Annotated in this window: 16 protein-coding genes; 3 read left to right on the plus strand and 13 right to left on the minus strand. The window is 33.4% G+C overall.

All coding sequences use genetic code 11. The features are described 5' to 3' along the window. Window positions 1-33: 33 nt before the first annotated feature. Entirely contained in the window at window positions 34-324 is a 291-nt protein-coding gene (locus tag FNW17_RS13200) for a heavy metal-binding domain-containing protein (RefSeq protein ID WP_144071874.1), read from the plus strand. Window positions 325-548: 224 nt separating this feature from the next. Here FNW17_RS13200 and FNW17_RS13205 read toward each other — a convergent pair whose 3' ends face one another. The 6 genes from FNW17_RS13205 to pyrR all read right to left on the minus strand — a co-directional run bounded on the left by FNW17_RS13205 (window position 549) and on the right by pyrR (window position 5,887). Beyond that, complete coding sequence (locus FNW17_RS13205) at window positions 549-1,802, minus strand: nucleoside permease (RefSeq protein WP_144071875.1); 1,254 nt, start codon at window positions 1,800-1,802, stop codon at window positions 549-551. Window positions 1,803-2,200: 398 nt separating this feature from the next. Then, a complete protein-coding gene (gene pdxH, locus FNW17_RS13210; RefSeq protein WP_143391785.1) occupies window positions 2,201-2,845 on the minus strand; it encodes a pyridoxamine 5'-phosphate oxidase in 645 nt (214 codons plus the stop codon). Between the two features lie 178 nt (window positions 2,846-3,023). Further along, window positions 3,024-3,929 carry a ribonuclease Z gene (locus FNW17_RS13215; RefSeq protein ID WP_144071876.1) on the minus strand — a complete coding sequence of 302 codons (906 nt, stop codon included), beginning with the start codon at window positions 3,927-3,929 and terminating at the stop codon, window positions 3,024-3,026. An 80-nt stretch (window positions 3,930-4,009) separates the two neighbouring features. After that, window positions 4,010-4,342, minus strand: a complete 333-nt coding sequence (locus tag FNW17_RS13220) for a ribonuclease Z (RefSeq protein WP_144071877.1) — start codon at window positions 4,340-4,342, stop codon at window positions 4,010-4,012. A 72-nt stretch (window positions 4,343-4,414) separates the two neighbouring features. Beyond that, complete coding sequence (locus FNW17_RS13225) at window positions 4,415-5,341, minus strand: aspartate carbamoyltransferase catalytic subunit (protein WP_143391788.1); 927 nt, start codon at window positions 5,339-5,341, stop codon at window positions 4,415-4,417. 6 nt (window positions 5,342-5,347) lie between these two features. Continuing rightward, entirely contained in the window at window positions 5,348-5,887 is a 540-nt protein-coding gene (pyrR, locus tag FNW17_RS13230) for a bifunctional pyr operon transcriptional regulator/uracil phosphoribosyltransferase PyrR (RefSeq protein WP_143391789.1), read from the minus strand. Between the two features lie 260 nt (window positions 5,888-6,147). Here pyrR and FNW17_RS16380 point away from each other — a divergent pair, with 260 nt between their 5' ends. Beyond that, window positions 6,148-6,321: a hypothetical protein gene (locus FNW17_RS16380; protein ID WP_185964852.1), complete on the plus strand. Its 174-nt coding sequence runs from the start codon at window positions 6,148-6,150 to the stop codon at window positions 6,319-6,321. Between the two features lie 57 nt (window positions 6,322-6,378). On the opposite strand, the gene FNW17_RS13235 is transcribed toward FNW17_RS16380, so the two are convergent. Next, entirely contained in the window at window positions 6,379-7,995 is a 1,617-nt protein-coding gene (locus FNW17_RS13235) for an ABC-F family ATP-binding cassette domain-containing protein (protein WP_143391790.1), read from the minus strand. A 294-nt stretch (window positions 7,996-8,289) separates the two neighbouring features. On the opposite strand from FNW17_RS13235, the gene FNW17_RS13240 reads away from it, so the two are divergent. Next, window positions 8,290-9,726 (plus strand): MFS transporter, encoded by a 1,437-nt coding sequence (locus FNW17_RS13240; protein ID WP_143391791.1) that lies wholly within the window; start codon window positions 8,290-8,292, stop codon window positions 9,724-9,726. Window positions 9,727-10,453: 727 nt separating this feature from the next. Here the strand turns inward: FNW17_RS13240 and FNW17_RS13245 are convergent. From FNW17_RS13245 to FNW17_RS13270, 6 genes are all read right to left on the minus strand, one after another. Next, the gene (locus FNW17_RS13245) at window positions 10,454-10,960 is read right to left on the minus strand and encodes a CAP domain-containing protein (protein WP_143391792.1); all 507 of its coding nucleotides are present in this window, start codon (window positions 10,958-10,960) and stop codon (window positions 10,454-10,456) included. A gap of 304 nt (window positions 10,961-11,264) precedes the next feature. Beyond that, window positions 11,265-11,945, minus strand: coding sequence for a (d)CMP kinase (gene cmk, locus FNW17_RS13250; protein WP_144071878.1), 681 nt, complete (start codon window positions 11,943-11,945; stop codon window positions 11,265-11,267). Window positions 11,946-11,952: 7 nt separating this feature from the next. Further along, window positions 11,953-12,972 (minus strand): type IX secretion system protein PorQ, encoded by a 1,020-nt coding sequence (gene porQ, locus FNW17_RS13255; protein WP_143391794.1) that lies wholly within the window; start codon window positions 12,970-12,972, stop codon window positions 11,953-11,955. Window positions 12,973-13,124: 152 nt separating this feature from the next. Further along, the gene (lon, locus tag FNW17_RS13260; protein ID WP_143391795.1) at window positions 13,125-15,575 is read right to left on the minus strand and encodes an endopeptidase La; all 2,451 of its coding nucleotides are present in this window, start codon (window positions 15,573-15,575) and stop codon (window positions 13,125-13,127) included. A gap of 189 nt (window positions 15,576-15,764) precedes the next feature. Next, window positions 15,765-17,078: an MFS transporter gene (locus FNW17_RS13265; protein WP_144071879.1), complete on the minus strand. Its 1,314-nt coding sequence runs from the start codon at window positions 17,076-17,078 to the stop codon at window positions 15,765-15,767. Between the two features lie 135 nt (window positions 17,079-17,213). Then, the gene (locus FNW17_RS13270) at window positions 17,214-19,145 is read right to left on the minus strand and encodes an amino acid permease (protein WP_144071880.1); all 1,932 of its coding nucleotides are present in this window, start codon (window positions 19,143-19,145) and stop codon (window positions 17,214-17,216) included. Window positions 19,146-19,430 lie beyond the last annotated feature (285 nt).

Below are 19,430 nucleotides of genomic sequence, written 5' to 3' on the forward strand. Positions count from 1 at the left end.
CCTGTAAAATGTAAAAAACTAAAATTAAAAAAAATGAAACATAAAATCTTGGCTACTGTAATAGTGGCAGCGCTAATAGTTTCTTGCAACCAGAAAAATAAAGAGGCTACAATTACTAATCAGCATATGATGGATAACGATTCCACAATGATGCACAATGACTCTACAATGATGGAAAATGATGCAAAAATGATGCAAACGAATACTAAAACGTACTCTTGTCCGATGCATCCTGAAGTGCAAGGTAATCTGAACGATAAATGTTCTAAATGTGGAATGAAGTTGACCGTTGCCGTGCCTCATACTTTAGACGATAATAAATAACTTCCCAAAAATCCGGGAAAAATGAGTTGGGAAAATTTTAAATTACATATTGATTTTTCTATAAAGTAAGATGCTGGTCGTCATAATAGTGCAATAGATTTCCAAAACAAATTTATGAGCTAAAATTTGCTAATCTGTGTTTGTTATAAAATAATGCGTAATAAAATAAAAAATCCGACACATTTGTACAGTGTCGGATTTCTTAAAAAATTTCTTTTCTTTTCTTAATGACTCACATTCACCACTTCCTCAGGATTGTGTTTGTGTTTAAACAATATTGCAAAAGCAATCGCTATTACCAAAGCATAACCTGCAAAACTCAACCAGATACTATGCCAATCTCTTTCGCCATTGTGGGTAAAGAATTTATCTATTGCCCAACCTGAAGTAAAACTCCCTAAAATAGCTCCCACTCCATTGGTCATCATCATAAATAAACCTTGAGCAGAAGATCGGTTTTTAGAATCAGTATTCGTCTCTACAAATAGTGAACCTGAAATATTAAAGAAATCGAATGCCATTCCGTAAACAATACACGACATAATAATCATCCATAAACTATCTGTTGGATTACCAAAAGCAAACAAACCAAAACGTAATACCCAAGCAAACATAGATATTAACATCACTTGTTTGATGCCAAATCGTTTCAAGAAAAAAGGAATGGCCAGGATAAACAGCGTTTCAGAAATTTGAGAAATAGACATTATTATGGTCGAGTATTTTACCACAAATGAATCTGCATATTCAGGAATATTTTTAAATTCATCCAAAAAAACATCACCATAGGCGTTTGTAAGTTGCAAAGCTCCTCCCAAAAACATAGAAAAAATAAAGAATAATGCCATTTTATAATTCGCAAAAAGCTTAAAAGATTCTAAACCTAATGTTTCCATTAACGAAGCGTTTTCTTTTGTCAACCTTTGGGGCTTACATTTAGGCAATGTAAAAGCGTAAATACCCAAAATAAGTGCCGCAATTCCGGCAATATAAAACTGATAAGCTGTTGCTTTATTTCCTGTTAAATTGGTAATCCACATAGCTACAATAAAACCAATAGTACCCCAAACACGAATGGGCGGATAATCTTTGATAACGTCTCTATTATTCAATTTGAGTGCAGTAAATGAAATAGAATTACTCAAAGCAATTGTTGGCATATAAAAACACATTGCCAACAGCATCACATAAATAAAATTGGTTGGAGTTGCAATTTGCGGCAAACAAAACAAAACAGCAGCATATAAAATATGTAAAATTCCATAGAGCTTTTCAGCATTCATCCATCTGTCGGCAACGATTCCAGTTAAAGTTGGCATAAATAATGATGCAATTCCCATTGTTCCGAAAACTAGACCAAATTGCGTTCCGTCCCAACTTTTAGTTCCTAACCAAAAATTTGCAATGGTAATCAGCCAAGCTCCCCAAACAAAAAACTGAAGAAAGCTCATCAATGTTAGCCTATTCTTAATATTCATAATAATGTTGTTTAATTTAAAAAGACCTAATCTATTGGGTAAATCTAAGAATAATTTGAGAGATTCAAATTAAAAACGAGAATTCTTTTACATAAAAAAAACAGCCTTTGGGGACAAGCTGTTTTTTTAACTAATTAACAACAAAAACTAAATTATTATTTTTTTATAAATAGTAGGTTAAGTTTTAAAGTAGATTGTGGGGCAAAAAGTTTTAATTCTTAATAACCTTGTTATATTGTTTTAATTTCTTGGTGTAAATATACGTCGATTATCGTTTAAAATACAAATAAAACCGATTAAATACACAATATATTTTAATAACTATGTAATTAACTTACAAATATGAATAGTTGTACTGATTTCTAAAACATAGAAAGAAGGAATTTCAAATTTGAATCTTAAGGTGCCAATCGATCTGTTTGCCAAGAATAATCATCTTGCAGCTGATACCGAATTCTGTCGTGAAGTCGATTGGGTCTACCTTGCCAAAATTCAACCGCTATAGGACGAATTAAAAAGCCGCCCCAATAATAAGGTCTTGGGATTTCTTTGCCTTCAAAATCGGTTTCCAATTGTTTTAAAGAATCTTCCAAAACGCTACGGGAGGCAATAATCTCACTTTGATTCGAAACTATAGCTCCCAATTTACTTCCCGTTGGTCGGGAATCAAAATAACCGTCAGAAAGATTTTCAGAAATCTTCTCAGCTACTCCTTTAATGATGACCTGGCGTTCGAGTGATGACCAGAAAAAAGAAAGACACACATTAGGATTATTGGCAATAGCCCTACCCTTTTCAGAATTATAATTGGTATAAAAAATAAATCCTTCATAAGTAAATTGCTTCAAAAGAACCACCCTCGACTTCGGAAAACCATCTAGTCCAAGGGTAGAAACCGTCATCGCATTGACTTCATCGACACCTCCAAAATCCTCGACTTCGTGAAACCATCTGTTGAATAAATTGATTGGATCTTCGGGAATATTAGTTTCCAAAAGTTCGCTTTTTTCATATGATTTCCTATAATTACTTAAGTCTTCCATTGTTTAATTTCTTTAGTTGCAAAAATAAGCAAACTTATTCTCATAAAAGAGTTTACAGCAAATGTATTATTCTTGTAATTTGTCACATTTGAAGTGCCTAAATTATTTAGCTCACTCTTGCGTTGACACCCTAACAGAGTGACAAATGGAGTGCTAACACAATTGGTCTTTTATTTTATCAAAACTCAAATGATTTTCCATCATCGGCTAATAGGATGTTCGGAAAAATGGTTTCGGCTTGTTCTTTAAAAAGTTCAATATTTTCATATCGAGTAGAATAATGCCCTAAAACCAATTGTTTAACCTTGGCTTTCAAAGCTATGGTCGCTGCTTCTTTTGCCGTACTGTGCATCGTTTTTCCAGCCAATGCTTCCTCAGAATCTAGAAATGTTGATTCGTGGTACAAAACATCGACTTCCTTTATATAAGGAATAATACTTTCGTCATAAGCCGTGTCAGAACAAAAAGCATAACTCAAAGGTGGAACGGGATCAAAAGTCAATTTATGGTTTTCGATTATGCGACCATCATCCAATGTGATGTCTTTTCCATTTTTGATATTTTGGTAATAACATTTGTCTATTTCATAGTTTTGAACGGCATCCAAATTCAATTTTCTCTCTCTAATTTTCTCTTGAAACAAAAACCCATTGGTATAAACTCGATGATTCAAAGGAATAGTTTTTACAATTACCTTATCATCTTCAAAAATGACTTCACTTTCTTTGGATTCTAATTCGTGGAAAAACAAACCGTATTTAGTCCAAGAATTAGACAAACGCAATTGTAAATTGATAATTTCCTTGATTCCTTTGGGGCCATAAACATGCAAATCAGTGGTTCTATTGAGCAACGCAAAAGTAGAAATCAAACCAATCAAACCAAAAAAGTGGTCGCCGTGTAAATGCGAAATAAATACCTGATTGATTTTAGAAAACTTGATTTTATTTTTGCGCAATTGCACTTGAGTTCCTTCGCCACAATCGATTAGAAATAACCGATTTCGGATTTCTAAGACTTGTGAAGTGGGATTGGTAAAAGTGCGTGGTGTGGCTGCATAACAACCGAGTATGGTTAGATTCAATTTAGTTTGTTTAAAATTGTTTGATATGGTTTAAAAGTTTAAGAGTTTAAACCTTTAAACCATCTTAAACTCTTAAAACCTTAAAAGCCCAAATCTCTCTCGATTTCTTCCATTTCGATAATATCGTGTGCTTCTTGCAAAGAGCGAACCACAGCTAGTTTATCTGAAACGACATTAAAGTCAGGTTCCGAAGTCACTACAACAAATGATTTTTTGGCTTTTCTATGTGTTTTGGATAGTGGCAAAAAGCTTTCAATTGCTTCCACTGATAGCGTTTTATACATTCTAATATCAATAACAATGTTGCTTTTTTGGAACGTTTTATATTGGTCGCTTAATTTCAAACGAAATGAATCCAAATCACCTTGTGTATCTTTTAGGATAACAGTATGTCCTTTTTGTTCTACCTTCATGACGCTAAAATTTATAATATGGCTAATTTACAAAGAAAATTTGTGCTTTGAAAACGGATGGAGAAATAATAATTATTGAATTTTTGATGCCAATAAATAAATTACAGCCATTCTGATAGCTACTCCATTTTCAACTTGGTTCAAAATTACCGATTGTTTGGAATCGGCAACATCCGATGTGATTTCTACCCCACGATTGATTGGACCGGGGTGCATAATTACGATTTCTTTATTCAATGAATCCAGTAAGGTTTTATCCAATCCGTATTGTTGAGCATATTCCCGTGTTGATGGAAAAAAATTAACATCCATTCTTTCGTTTTGCACGCGAAGCATATTAGCTACATCACACCATTCTAAGGCTTTACGCAAATCCGGTTCAACCGTAACTCCAAGCGATTCAATATGTCTCGGAATAAGTGTTTTGGGTCCGCAAACCTTCACTTCGGCACCTTGCATTTGCAAAGCATATATGTTAGAAAGTGCTACTCTGGAATGCAAAACATCACCCACAATTACTACTTTTTTTCCACCTACATCACCCAGTTTTTCACGAATTGAATAACTGTCTAATAAAGCTTGTGTAGGATGTTCGTGTGCGCCATCGCCAGCATTTACAATACTTGCTTTCACATTTTGAGATAAAAAATGAGCTGCTCCAGGACTGGAATGTCGCATCACCACCATATCGACTTTCATCGAAAGAATATTATTTACGGTATCAATCAAGGTTTCTCCTTTTTTTACAGAAGATTGTGCTGCCGAAAAGCTAATCACGTCTGCTGATAAACGTTTTTGGGCTAGTTCAAAGGAAAGTTTGGTTCGAGTACTGTTTTCGAAAAATATGTTGGCAATTGTAATGTCGCGAAGTGATGGCACTTTCTTTATGGGACGATTGATAACTTCTTTAAAATGATCGGCAGTTTCAAAAATGAGGTCAATATCTTTCTTGTTGATATATTTTATTCCCAATAAATGATTTACACTTAACTCGCTCATTTTCTATTATTTATTAATTAAATAAACGGCATCTTCACCGTCTTGTTCTTTCCAACACACCTGAACTTTCTCATCGTTGATAGCATCCACCTGACGACCCCGATAATCGGGCTGAATAGGCAAATGACGGCTAAAACGACGGTCAATAAGTACTAATAATTCAATTTCTGATGGCCGTCCAAAGGATTGAATAGCCGTCAATGCCGACCGAATGCTTCGACCAGTATATAATACATCGTCTATGAAAACGACTTTTTTGTTTTCGACGATAAAATCGATTTGAGTTTTGTTGGCTTCCAAAGGTTTATTGGTTCTGCGGAAATCATCTCTAAAGAAAGTGATGTCCAAATAACCCAAAGCAATTTTCGGAATTTGATATTCATTTACCAACATATCTTTTAATCGCTCCGCTAAGAAAGTACCACGTGGCTGAATACCAACTAAAATAGTATCCGAAAAATCAAGATGCTTTTCGACTAACTGACAGGCCAAACGATGCAGAATGATATTGACTTCTTTTGAAGTGAGCAATACTTTTTGACTCATAATGAAGGTTGTGTTTGCAATACAAATATAGGAATTCTGAGTTATTAATTATAAATTATAAGTTGAGATTTTTATAATTTTAAAATTTTCACCATTTCGATTGCAATAAAAGCTTTTAATGAATTGATATTGAATACTCTACTATTCAATATCATTTCATAAAACATAATTATGTAAGTTTTTCTGTGAATTATATAACAAAACCTTTTTGCTTTTAGGATAGTTTTACAAAACCAATTAAAATGTAAAACCAAGAAATTATGAAAGACAAAATTACAAGATTAGTACTGCTTCTAATAATATTAATATCGGTAACAAGTTGCTCTATAGTGAAAGGAATATTTGAAGCTGGTGTGGGAGTTGGAATTTTTATTATAGTTCTTTTATTAGCCATAATAGCCTATGTAATAAGCAAAATTATGGGAAATAAATAAAAAAATCCCGCTACATCATAGCGGGAAATTATATATTCAATATTGTAATTCGAATGTTTAAGAATACATCTTCGTTCTCAATTCCTGAACACCTTCGTTATCCAAATATTCATCGAAAGTCATATACCTATCGATAGCTCCATTTGGAGTTAATTCGACAACTCTATTAGCAACTGTCTGAGAAAACTCGTGATCATGAGTGGTAAAAATCACTGAACCTTTAAAGTTTTTTAACGAATTATTGAAAGCCGTAATCGACTCTAAATCCAAGTGATTCGTAGGCTCATCAAGCATTAAAACATTGGCACGCTGCATCATCATTCGAGACAACATACAACGCACTTTTTCTCCTCCAGACAAAACACGACAGGTTTTTAAGGCCTCTTCACCTGAGAAAATCATTTTTCCTAAGAAACTACGAATGTTTACTTCGTCACGTTCTTCTTCCGTTTTTACCCATTGACGCAACCAATCTACCAACGAATCATCACTTTCGAAAAATGAATGATTTTCTGCTGGCAAATACGCCTGAATTGTGGTAACACCCCAATCAAAAGTTCCTGAATCTGGCTTTTGATTTCCGTTTAATATTTCATAAAATGCCGTTGTGGCACGAGAATCTTTAGAGAAAAGCACTATTTTGTCGCCTTTGGCCATATTCAAATCAACGCCTTTAAACAACACATCGCTATCAACCGAAGCGCTAAGGTTTTGCACATTCAAAATTTGGTCACCCGCTTCACGTTCCTGATCAAAAATGATAGCAGGATAACGACGACTCGATGGTTTAATTTCTGAAATGTTCAATTTGGAAATCATCTTTTTACGAGAAGTAGCCTGCTTAGATTTGGCAACATTCGCAGAAAAACGACGAATAAATTCTTCTAATTCTTGTTTCTTTTCTTCGGCTTTTTTGTTTTGTTGCGCACGTTGTTTGGCTGCTAATTGACTGGATTCATACCAGAAAGTATAATTACCCGAATAATGATTGATTTTACTGAAATCAATATCCGAAATATGGGTACAAACGGCATCCAAAAAGTGACGGTCGTGAGAAACCACAATTACTGTATTTTCATAATTTGCCAAGAAATTCTCTAACCAAGCAATGGTTTCAAAATCTAAATCATTCGTAGGCTCATCCATAATCAACAAATCTGGATTTCCAAACAAGGCTTGCGCCAAAAGCACACGAACCTTAATTTTTCCTTCCAAATCTCCCATTAAAGTATAATGATAGTCTTCGGTAATTCCTAAATTGGATAACATTGAAGCCGCATCAGAATCGGCATTCCAACCGTTCATTTCTTCAAATTGCACTTGCAGCTCCCCTATTCTATCCGCGTTTTCATCGGAATAATCCAAATACAAGGCATCCATTTCGGTTTTAATTTTATACAAAACCTTGTTTCCCATCAGGACTGTTTCCAGAACCGTATGTTCGTCAAACATATTGTGGTTTTGATTCAAAACCGACATCCGTTTTCCTGGTTCTAAGTGAATGTTTCCTGCAGTAGGATCCATTTCGCCAGCAATTATTTTAAGAAAAGTAGATTTTCCAGCTCCGTTTGCACCGATAACGCCGTAAATATTTCCGTGGGTGAAAACCGTATTTACTTCGTCAAACAAAATTCTTTTGCCAAACTGAACTGATAAATTATTGATAGATAACATAAATTGTATTTTATAAAATTTTTGCAAAAATACAAAAAAATGTGCCAATTAAAATTCAAAAGTAACTAACAAATTGAATTGTTAAATTGAATTTCTAGAAAGGGAATTTAGATATGAAATTTCATGATTATTTAGAATCCCTAAAGCTAAAATTGCAGTATATTTAATAATTTCCTCCGTAGGTTTATTTTTCACAATTTTTGTCTCATTTAATTTTTTTTTCGTTCCCATTACCTTTACATTTACTGCTATTAAATAATTAACAAACCAATTAACTAAATAACTAATTTAATTATGAATTCAGAAAATTCACAAACCAAATGGGGGCAGTTTATTCCCCTCGTAACCGTATTCTTCTTTTGGGGATTTGTTGCTGCTAGTAACGATATTTTAATTCCTGTATTTAAAAAAGCATTTGATTTAACACAAAGCCAAAGCCAATTTGTATCTATAGCATTTTATATTTCTTACACCGTAGGTTCCTTAATATACATGGGGGTTTCTTTATTGATAGGAAAAGATTTAGTCAACAAAATTGGGTATAAAAACGGATTAGCACTAGGATTAGTAATTTCGGCATTGGGAACTTTATTATTTTACCCTGCGGCAAACACAGGTTCATATCCATTAATGCTTGCAGGTTTATTTACAGTTGGTTTAGGGTTTTCATTACAACAAACTGTAGCCAATCCATTAGCAATTGCATTAGGACCTATAAAAACTGGTTCGCAACGATTGACTTTGGCTGGAGGAATCAATAATTTTGGAACTACTATTGGTCCCCTAATCGTGAGTTTTGCCATTTTTGGTGCAGCTGCAACTGGAAATACAGATATGAGTATTGAGAGCGTTAAAATCCCTTATCTAATATTAGGATTAGCATTTTTATTAGTAGCTGTTTTATTAAAATTTTCATCTTTACCTGAACATCCTGAAACCATTGTAGAGTCTGCAGAAGATATAGTATCTGCAAAAAAATCTGCTTTACAATATCCACAATTAGTTATGGGTATGATTGCTATTTTTCTTTATGTAGGTGTAGAGGTTTCTACAGCTAGTAATTTACCAGCGTATATGGAAACCAAATTAGGATTTGCCATTGGCGATATAGCTCCTTATATTTCTTTGTATTGGGCGAGTTTGATGATTGGTCGTTGGACTGGAGCTGTTGAAGCTTTTACAGATAATATGTCTGTCCAAAAAATTCTTCGTTTTATTGCTCCTTATTTGGCGTTTGGCATTTTCTTGCTTGTTAATGCAATTGCAAAACACGATTTAACTCCATTCTATGTGTATGGATTAATTATTTTGGTTTTAATTGCTGCCGATATGGCCAGTAAAGGAAATCCTGCCAGAATGTTGTTGATTTTTTCTTCGTTAGGAATTGTCGCCTTATTTACAGGAATGGCAACAAGCGGAATGGTAAGTGTTTATGCTTTCACCAGTGTAGGTTTATTTTGTAGCACACTTTGGCCGTGTATCTTTACTTTAGCTGTAAGTGGATTAGGTAAAAACACCAGTCAAGGAAGTAGTTTTTTGATTATGATGATTATGGGGGGTGGAATAATAAGTTGGCTACAAGGTTACGTCTCTGACAGTATTGGAATTCAAAATAGCTATATAGTTGGTGTTTTATGTTTTGCTTATTTAGCATTTTATGCCTGGAAAGTAAGCGGGATTTTGAGAAATCAAGGTATTGATTTTGATAAAAAAATCAGTGGTGGACATTAAAAATCCCACTCATCAAGTCATAAAAAACCGATATACAGGATTAATAAAAAAGGTTTAATAGTCTTAATAGTTAGTAAAAAGCTGTAGGCACTATAATATTAAATTTTCTAAAAGTTTATTGAAATTCGATTGCTTCGCCAGTTCGGCTTTGCATCGATTCAATAAACTTTTTTTTTATAAAATACACAAAAAAAAGCGTTGTCCAAACTGTAAAAGTCTTCACACTACTTCTCAAAGCTTATTTTCTAAAATGCTACACAAGAGGCTAAATTTTAATAATTTAGGACTACCGAATAAATTTATTTATTCCAAGAGGAAACCTATTTAAATAATATTTGTTTTATTGGAGAAGGAAACTTTCATTTATAGTCAACGCAACTTTAATAAGATGACGAAATTCTTAATGCAGCAAATTCTTTAAACTTGCTTTATGTACATTAAAAAGGCAACTTAAATGTTCATTGAGGATTAAGAAACGGAAGGAATTTTGAAATGGTATTTGTATACTAAAAATCAAATTGAAACATAAGCTATTTAAAAACCAAAAAATGTATAAAAAAGGGCAGTTTAAATACTACCTTTTTTTATACATTTTTTTATGTCTATTAAATTTACTGCTGGTTAGTTACTAATCAGTAGAGACTATCTGCTCCTCAATTTGATTTAATATTTAATCCAAATATGAAAAATCAACAACTAATTTTAACAAAATTCCTAAAAACAATACTTATATTTTTGCAAAGATGTTGGTGTAATATTTTTTTCCTTCGGCACTTATTCTGATTGCAAGTCCAAAATGTGTAAAATTACCCTCGATATTAGCTTTATGAGATGGACTTTTTAGCCAAGCATCAACAGCCGCTTGAGGAGAATTATAATTGTAAGCAATATTTTCACCTACGTTTTTTGCTCCTAATACTTTCATAATATTTTCTGAACGGGAAACAAAATCATCGTGATTAACAACATTGTTTGTAATCATATAATGATCGTGTTCTTCTGATTTATAGGAAATATGATTGATTTCTTTTAGCGCATTTAAACCAATACTTACTCTATAAGCATTTATTATTGCCATAGTTTCAATTTCAGTTGGATTATAAGTATATGTCATTGCTTTCTGTGTTGAAGCACTAGAAGTATCTGTAGCTATTTCTGAACTATCAGATGAACAAGAATTCATTGTGAATACTATTGCAACTAGCAATAATACACGAAGTAATTTTGCTTTCATAATAAAAAGTAGATTAGGTTTAAAGTAGATTGTGGGGCAAACTCCTTTAGGATTATTTTTTCTTGATATTGTAAGAACTTGTTTAACTATAGTATAAATATAGTCATATAATCGTTTAAAACGCAAATAATATCGACGAAATACACAAAGTAATTTTATAATTATGTATTTTTCTTACATAAAGAATAGTAATTTAATTTTTGATTTGAAGGAAAAAATAATTTGAAATAAAATTATTTTATATATAAATAATAAGCCCCGCAGGATTGCGAGGCTCATATAAATTTTAAGGTTAATTATTCAACTAGAATTTGACCAATTTTAATACTTTTTCAAATTGTTCTTGCTTAGTAACATTAGAATTATCAAATTCGATAGCGTCTATTGCTTTAACAAGTGGAGAATCATCACGATGGGTATCAATATAATCTCGCTCTTCTACATTTTTTAAAACTTCATCAAAAGTCACTTTATCTCCTTTTTTTTGTAATTCCTTAAATCTTCTTTCGGCACGAGTCATTGGGCTTGCGGTCATAAATATTTTTAAATCGGCATCTGGAAAAACTATGGTACCAATATCTCTTCCGTCCATTACAATGTCTTTGTTTTTACCCATTTCTTGTTGCTGCTCGACAAGTTTAGAACGTACTTCTGAAATCTCGGCGACTAGGCTAACAAAATTAGAGACTTCGATTGTCCGAATTTCTTTTTCGATATTGATCCCATTCAAATACATTTCGGCAAAACCCAAATCTGAGTTAAATTTAAAAACTAATTTTATATTCGGCAAACTCTTAATAAGTGATTCTTTGTCGAAAAAATCTTTTCTAATAAATCCCTTTTGCATTGCAAAAAAAGCTACAGCACGATACATTGCTCCCGTATCAACATAGACATATCCTAGATGCATGGCTAATTCCTTGGCCAAAGTACTTTTCCCTGTAGATGAAAATCCATCAATTGCAATGGTAATTTTTTTATTCAAAATAATATTATTGAAAATTAATAGTCAAGCCAAACAAACTCGTATTACCTGCTAATGTATATCTAGAATAGGAATAATTGAATTTTAGTTTGTTAAATTTCATTCCAAAACCCACCGATATTCCAGAAAAATTTCGAATATCTTCTACTTTCAATTCTTCGGCTCGTCTGAAATTATATCCTAATCTCAAATTTACAGCTTTTTTTGGAAAAAGTTCTACACCAAATATAGCATGTCTCAAAGCATTTCCTAAAAAAGAGGTTTTCTTTTCCGTTGAACTACCATCAAGTGCGGTTTGAGCTTGATTAGGATTGGTAAATGAAATATTCCATTGCTGTAAATTATCTAAAGTTAAATGCCAGCGAATGGGTACATTTTCTAATTCTTGCGAAACTCCAAGCATTATTTCTAGTGGTAATTTTTCGTTTATACCATTATAAGTTGTGAATTGTGTTCCAATATTTCTAATTACAAACGCCCAGTTGACATCGTTGGCTTCATCAATATAAATCGCACCTAAATCGACAGCTCCGCCTATAGAACTATAAGTTTCTAATGTTGAAGAAATAAGTTTTCCATTCGCTCCTAAAAATAAATTTGAATTGGGAACATTAAAGGCATATCCAAAAGAAAGTGCTACTTCGCTACCAGTAAATTGAGAAGTTTCCTGACCATTTTCGTCATAACCTTCAAATTTACCATAATTTACATAATTTACTCCAACTTGAAAAGTTTGCAAATGACGATCATAAGTATAAGCATAAGAAGCCGTTCCATAAGTAACTTCGCCAAAATAACTCCCATAATTCAGCGCCAAATGATTATCCATTTCAGGGTTTATGGTGGCAGGATTATAATGCGCCTGATTGACATCCTCATCATAAATTGTAATCGTCTTTCCTCCCATGGCTGCTTGCCTAGGTGAAGTGACCAAGTTCAAAAACTGATAGGTGTACTTCCCTCCTATTTGTCCCTTTGAAACGGTACAAACTAAAAACAAAAGGAAAATTAAAAGTCTTTTTGGCATATTTGAAATAGCTATTCTGTATTGTAAAACGCAAATGCGAAGATAAAATTATAATGGTAAAAAATTCCCTTTTTTTATGAAGTTTCAATTCAAAATAAAAATTCCATCCCTATGAAACAGAATGGAATTATATTGGGTCGAAAAGCAACTGATTACAATACTTTTGCGTTTTTTACATCTTGATCGGTGATGGCTATTTTCAATACTTCGCTCATTTCCTTCACATAATGAAAAGTCAAGCCTTCTATATACTTAGGTTTTATCTCATCGATATCGCTTTTGTTTTCATAACACAAAATAATTTCTTTGATATTGGCTCTTTTGGCAGCCAAAATCTTTTCTTTTATTCCGCCCACAGGCAAAACTTTTCCACGCAAAGTAATTTCGCCAGTCATCGCCAATCCTTTTTTAATCTTTTTTTGCGTAAGCACAGAGACTAATGAAGTAAGCATTGCGATTCCAGCACTTGGTCCATCTTTTGGAGTTGCTCCTTCTGGAACGTGTAAATGGATGTTATATTTGGTCAATATCTCTGGTTTTAAACCTAAAAATTCGGCATTGGCTTTGATGTATTCTAAAGCTATTGTCGCCGATTCTTTCATCACATTTCCTAAATTTCCTGTAATAGTCATCGTTCCCTTTCCTGGGGAAATCAAGGATTCTATAAAAAGAATATCACCACCAACACTAGTCCAAGCTAGTCCAGTTACCACTCCAGCTACGTCATTACTTTCGTATTTGTCTCTTTCTAATCTAGGAATTCCAAGTACTTTTACAATATCTTCGTTGGTCACTTTCTTGTTGTATTCTTCTTCCATCGCAATGGATTTGGCTGCATTCCGAATCACTTGCGCAATTTTTGCTTCCAATCCACGAACGCCTGATTCACGGGTATAACCTTCTACTATTTTCTCTAATTGTTTGACACCAATAGACAAATCCTTGGTTGTCAATCCGTGTTCTTTCAATTGTCTTGGTAACAAATGCTGACGAGCAATTTCTACCTTTTCTTCAATCGTGTAACCCGACATTTTGATGATTTCCATGCGGTCTCGCAATGCAGGTTGAATTTCAGCCATATTGTTTGAAGTGGCAATAAACATCACTTTCGATAAATCGTAACCCATTTCTAGGAAATTATCATAAAACGAATTGTTTTGCTCTGGGTCTAAAACTTCTAACAAAGCTGATGATGGATCTCCTTGATGACTATTGGATAATTTATCGATTTCGTCTAAAACAAAAACTGGATTTGAGGTTCCTGCCTTTTTTAAACTTTGAATAATTCGTCCTGGCATAGCGCCAATGTAAGTTTTTCGGTGCCCACGAATTTCAGCTTCGTCACGTAAACCACCCAATGAAATCCTCACATATTCTCTTCCCAAAGCCTCGGCTACTGATTTACCAATAGAGGTTTTACCCACACCCGGAGGCCCTGTAAGACATATAATTGGGGACTTCATATCATTTCTCAATTTTAAAACTGCCAAATGTTCTATCATTCTTTTCTTGACATCTTCTAATCCAAAGTGGTCGCGGTCTAGAATTTTTTGAGCACGTTTTAAATCGAAATTATCTTTAGAATATTGGCCCCAAGGCAACTCTAAAAACAATTCCAAATAATTTCTTTGAATTCCAAAATCAGGAGCTTGTGGATTCATTCGACGCATTTTAGACAATTCTTTTTCGAAATGTTTTTGCGTTTTTTCGTCCCATTTTTTGGTTTTGGCTTTGGCACTCATTTCGTCCATTTCCTCTTCTTGCGAAACGCCACCCAATTCTTCCTGAATGGTTTTCATTTGCTGATGAAGGAAATATTCGCGTTGTTGTTGGTCTAAATCAAATCGAACTTTAGATTGAATATCATTTTTCAGTTCAAGTTTTTGCAACTCGGTATTCATATAACGAAGCGTTTCTAGCGCTCTGTCTTTCAAAGAATTTATCGACAAAAGATTTTGCTTTTCTTCAACAGACAAACTCATATTGGAAGTCACAAAATTGATTAAAAACGACTGACTTTCAATGTTTTTAATGGCAAATGTGGCTTCGCTTGGAATGTTTGGATTTTCTTTAATAATTTGGATTGCCAATTCTCTCACTGAATCTAAAATTGCTAAAAATTCAGTATCTTTTTTGGTTGGTCTTTTTTCAGCGACATCTTTAATATTAGCTGTAAAATAGGGCATTTCAGAAACAACCGAATCAATTTGGAAACGTTTTTTACCTTGAAGAATTACGGTAACATTGCCATCGGGCATTTTAAGCACACGCAAAATACGAGCTACAGTTCCTATTTGGTGAATGTCATTTTTGGTTGGATCTTCAACTTCTTCGTTCTTTTGGGCAACTACTCCAATAATTTTTCCTGCCGCATAAGCGTCATTGATTAAATTTATTGATTTATCGCGACCCGCTGTGATTGGGATAACAACTCCTGGAAATAAAACCATATTTCGCAAAGGCAAAATAGACAAAGTATCGGGCAAATCTTCGTTGTTCATTTCCTCCTCGTCTTCGGGAGTTAATAAGGGAATTAATTCGGTTTCGGCATCAAATTCTTGGAGTGACAGATTGTCAAGTGTGCGTATTTTATGGTTTGACATAGTATATTTTAAGTCTTTTTGTCATTAAATGATTTATTTGTCTCACAAATATAAGGCAACTGTACATTAAATTTTAATAAAACAGCAGTAAAACGCCCTAAACTTGGCTAACCTTAAAAAAGACAATCATTATGCCAAAATTAGGATTAAATCAATTCCAAAATAAAATATAAAAGATGTTTTATTCAATTATTGATGTTCTGAAGTTTCTATTTTCTTCATAAAACTAAGCACAATGTAACCCAGCAAAAAGAAAACTGCCAGAATAAAAATAGAATTCCGCATTGAATTAGTTATTGAACCCACAAAACCAAAAATAAAAGTTCCTAAAACGATAGATATTTTTTCAGTAACATCAAAGAAACTAAAGTAAGTGGTGTGATCTTCGGTTTCTGGTAATAATTTAGAATAGGTAGAACGCGACAAAGACTGAATTGCGCCAAATACCATTCCTATTGATGCCGCAATGGAATAAAATTGCAAATCAATATATTTATTATCCTTGTTTATTAAATACAAGGCAAAACAAATTAAACCCCATATTGCAATAATAAGTTTCAGAGTTTTAATGTTTCCCATTTTTTCGGAAATTCTTGAAAATAAATAGGCACCAAATATGGCAACTATCTGAACCACTAAAATAGTGATAATCAATTGACTCGTTTCAATCCCCAATTCAATTTTTCCATAAATTCCAGCAAATAAAATGATGGTTTGAACGCCAATACTGTAAAAGAAAAATGCCTTCAAAAATTGTTTCAATATAGGCTGGCTCTTGAGGCTTTTTAAAACTATCATTAATTCTTTGAATCCTTTGAATATAAAATCTTTTCTAGGTTTTTTATTGAATACATTAGACGGTAAAAAATGAAATGTGACTTGGGCAAAACCCATCCACCAAATCCCAACAGACAAAAACGAGAGTCTTGCCGGTAATGTAAGATCAGTGATTCCGTAAAATTCAGGTTTCATTACCATTGTCAAATTAAAAGCCAGCAAAATTACCGAACCGAAATAGCCGTACATAAATCCTTTGGCACTCACTCTATCGTGTTGTTCCAGAAAAGCAATTTCAGGTAAATAAGAATTATAAAAAACAACACTTCCCCAAAAGCCAATACTTGCCAAAATAGTTGAAACGATTCCAATCCATAATGTCTCTTGACCTTTAAAGAAAAACATCGCCATCACGGAAAGGGAACCCAAATAACAAAAGAACTTCATAAAACTCTTTTTGTTCCCAGAATAATCGGCAATTCCAGATAAAATTGGTGATAAAAAAGCAACAATCAAAAAGGAGAACGACAACGAATAGGATAATAAAGAACTGTTTAGAAATGAAGTTCCCAGAAAAGTTACCTTTCCATCATTTCCGCTTGTCACGGATTCATAGTAGATTGGAAATACTGCCGTGGAGATTACTAACGAATAGACTGAATTTGCCCAATCATAAAATGCCCAAGCATTGATAAGTTTGGGACTTCCTTTTGGTAAATTTTCCATTGGATTTTTTTTATTGCTTCAAATATAGTTAAAAAAAATTGCTCCAATGTTCTTTTTGATTTGCTATTATTAAGAAATTGCCAAGAATTTCAAATTAAATTATTGGCAATTTCTTACTTCTTGACGATATACAACTTATGCTTTTTGAATATTCAATTTACTATTTTTTCGGCTAAAACTAAAGTAAATCAAAAGACCTATTAGCAACCAAATAGTGAAATAAATCCAGTTCCAAACGCTAAGTTGCGCCATCATATACAAGCAGCAAATCAATCCCAATAAAGGAATTAGAGATAAATTTTCTTTGTAAGACCAAATCGTTAATCCCAACAAAACAATCAAGAAAATCCACATCGGAATTTTGTGTTTAAAAAGGTTAAAACCACTTTCGTATTTATGAGAATCTTCGATGGGTAAACCCTTTATTACTTGGGCATATTTGACATCATCCTGTTGATATTGACTCAACATCAGCTCTAAATCTGGGGTTTCGTTCAAGTTGTTCTTGGCATCCAAACTCACTAAATAATCAGATACTTTTGTGTAGTGTTCTTTATCTAAAGAAGTTACAATATCAGCCGAACTTATGATTTGAGTTTCATTAGTCAAAAAATCCATTGTTACTTTTTTGTTATATCCAAAAGAAAAAACTAGACCAATAACAATTAAAATAGGCATAATATATTTTGAATTCACATATGGTGTTTTAAATTTTCCACGAGGAATATCTTTTTTATTTTGCAAAACCAAAACTCCTGCACAAACTAAAACAAAAGCAAACAAAGTTCCAATACTACATAAATCGGTTACCATTGTTAGATTTAAAAACAATGCAGGTACAGCAACCACAAAACCTGTAACTATAGTTGCATATGAAGGTGTTTTGAACTTGGGATGCACTTTAGAAAAACGTTTTGGCAACAATCCGTCACGACTCATACTCATCCAAATACGTGGTTGTCCCATTTGAAAAACCAATAAAACGCTTGCCATTGCTACCACTGCACTCACGGCAATAATTCCCGACATCCATTTCAAATCTAATTTTTCGAATACAAAAGCAAGAGGATCACCTACATTTAATTCGGTATAACTCACCATTCCGGTTAAAACTAAGGCAATGGCAATGTATAAAATGGTACAAATAATAATGGCCCACATCATTCCCTTGGGTAAATCGCGCTGCGGATCTTTACATTCTTCAGCGGTAGTAGAAATAGCATCGAAACCTATATAGGCAAAGAAAACTGCCGAAACTCCTTTTAAAACTCCCCCAACTCCATTAGGTGCAAATGGATGCCAATTGGCAGTATCTACGTATTTAGATCCCACAATAATAACTAAAAGGACAATACAAACCTTAATTATAACCATCAAATTACTGGCGTTTCTGGATTCTTTCATGCCACGATACACTAAAGCTGTAATCAAAATAATAATTAATAAAGCAGGTAAATCGGCAACAAAATGGAAAGAACCAAGCACTGGCGATGTTGTCCAAGCAGTGTAGGAAGCTTGTAAGCCTGCACTTAAATTTTCGAAAGATTTTCCTCCTTGCATTAAAGCGGTGGCGTCTTTAAACCCATTCGAAGCCGTTAAATAATCCATTTGAACCCATTGCGGTAGATAAACTCCCCCACTTTCAAGCAAGCCTGTAAAATAATCGCTCCACGAAATGGCGACCGTTATATTTCCAATGGCATACTCCATTATCAATGCCCAACCAATAATCCAAGCGATAATTTCACCAAATGCAACATAAGAATACGTATAAGCACTTCCAGAAACAGGAACCATCGAAGCAAATTCGGCATAAGCAAAAGCAGCAAAACTACAGGCAATCGCAGTAAACAAGAAAAGAAAAATTACGGCTGGACCTCCATCGGCACTTGCTTTTCCGATGGTGCTAAAAATTCCTGCACCAACAATTGCTGCAATACCAAAAGCAGTTAAATCTCGGGCAGTCAGATGTTTTCCTAATGCGTTATGACCATCAGATTCGTTTTTTTCTACTTGTTTTAAAATATCTTGAACTGTTTTTTTTCTAAATAAACCTGAAAATGCCATTTTATGAATTTTATCGTTATTTGCAAAAATATTGTATATTATGCAACATTATTTTACTTATGATGCGAAATATTTTTAATATTCAAATATATAAAAGATTTTAGATTATACTGACTCCTAATACTATTTTTTCTAAAGTTTTAAAAAGACTTATAAATTTCACAGTATTTAATTAATAATACCGATTATGTACTGCTTCGCCTGTTCGCTATCGCTGGGGTCAATATAGTCCAATAAAAATTGGACTATTTTCATACTATATCGGCATTATACCAAATCTCTTTG

Origin of the sequence: Flavobacterium franklandianum (assembly GCF_007097365.1) — a bacterium.
Classification (GTDB): Bacteria; Bacteroidota; Bacteroidia; order Flavobacteriales; family Flavobacteriaceae; genus Flavobacterium; species Flavobacterium franklandianum.

Coding starts and splice junctions, on each gene's coding strand:
- FNW17_RS13220 (WP_144071877.1), bottom strand. CDS start 4,342: ATGAAGGTAGAACAAAAAGGACATACTGTTATCCTAAAAGATACACAA.
- FNW17_RS16380 (WP_185964852.1), top strand. CDS start 6,148: ATGAAAGACAAAATTACAAGATTAGTACTGCTTCTAATAATATTAATA.
- pdxH (WP_143391785.1), bottom strand. CDS start 2,845: ATGGAAGACTTAAGTAATTATAGGAAATCATATGAAAAAAGCGAACTT.
- FNW17_RS13205 (WP_144071875.1), bottom strand. CDS start 1,802: ATGAATATTAAGAATAGGCTAACATTGATGAGCTTTCTTCAGTTTTTT.
- porQ (WP_143391794.1), bottom strand. CDS start 12,972: ATGCCAAAAAGACTTTTAATTTTCCTTTTGTTTTTAGTTTGTACCGTT.
- FNW17_RS13235 (WP_143391790.1), bottom strand. CDS start 7,995: ATGTTATCTATCAATAATTTATCAGTTCAGTTTGGCAAAAGAATTTTG.
- FNW17_RS13265 (WP_144071879.1), bottom strand. CDS start 17,078: ATGGAAAATTTACCAAAAGGAAGTCCCAAACTTATCAATGCTTGGGCA.
- FNW17_RS13225 (WP_143391788.1), bottom strand. CDS start 5,341: ATGAGCGAGTTAAGTGTAAATCATTTATTGGGAATAAAATATATCAAC.
- FNW17_RS13200 (WP_144071874.1), top strand. CDS start 34: ATGAAACATAAAATCTTGGCTACTGTAATAGTGGCAGCGCTAATAGTT.
- FNW17_RS13245 (WP_143391792.1), bottom strand. CDS start 10,960: ATGAAAGCAAAATTACTTCGTGTATTATTGCTAGTTGCAATAGTATTC.
- pyrR (WP_143391789.1), bottom strand. CDS start 5,887: ATGAGTCAAAAAGTATTGCTCACTTCAAAAGAAGTCAATATCATTCTG.
- lon (WP_143391795.1), bottom strand. CDS start 15,575: ATGTCAAACCATAAAATACGCACACTTGACAATCTGTCACTCCAAGAA.
- FNW17_RS13270 (WP_144071880.1), bottom strand. CDS start 19,145: ATGGCATTTTCAGGTTTATTTAGAAAAAAAACAGTTCAAGATATTTTA.
- FNW17_RS13240 (WP_143391791.1), top strand. CDS start 8,290: ATGAATTCAGAAAATTCACAAACCAAATGGGGGCAGTTTATTCCCCTC.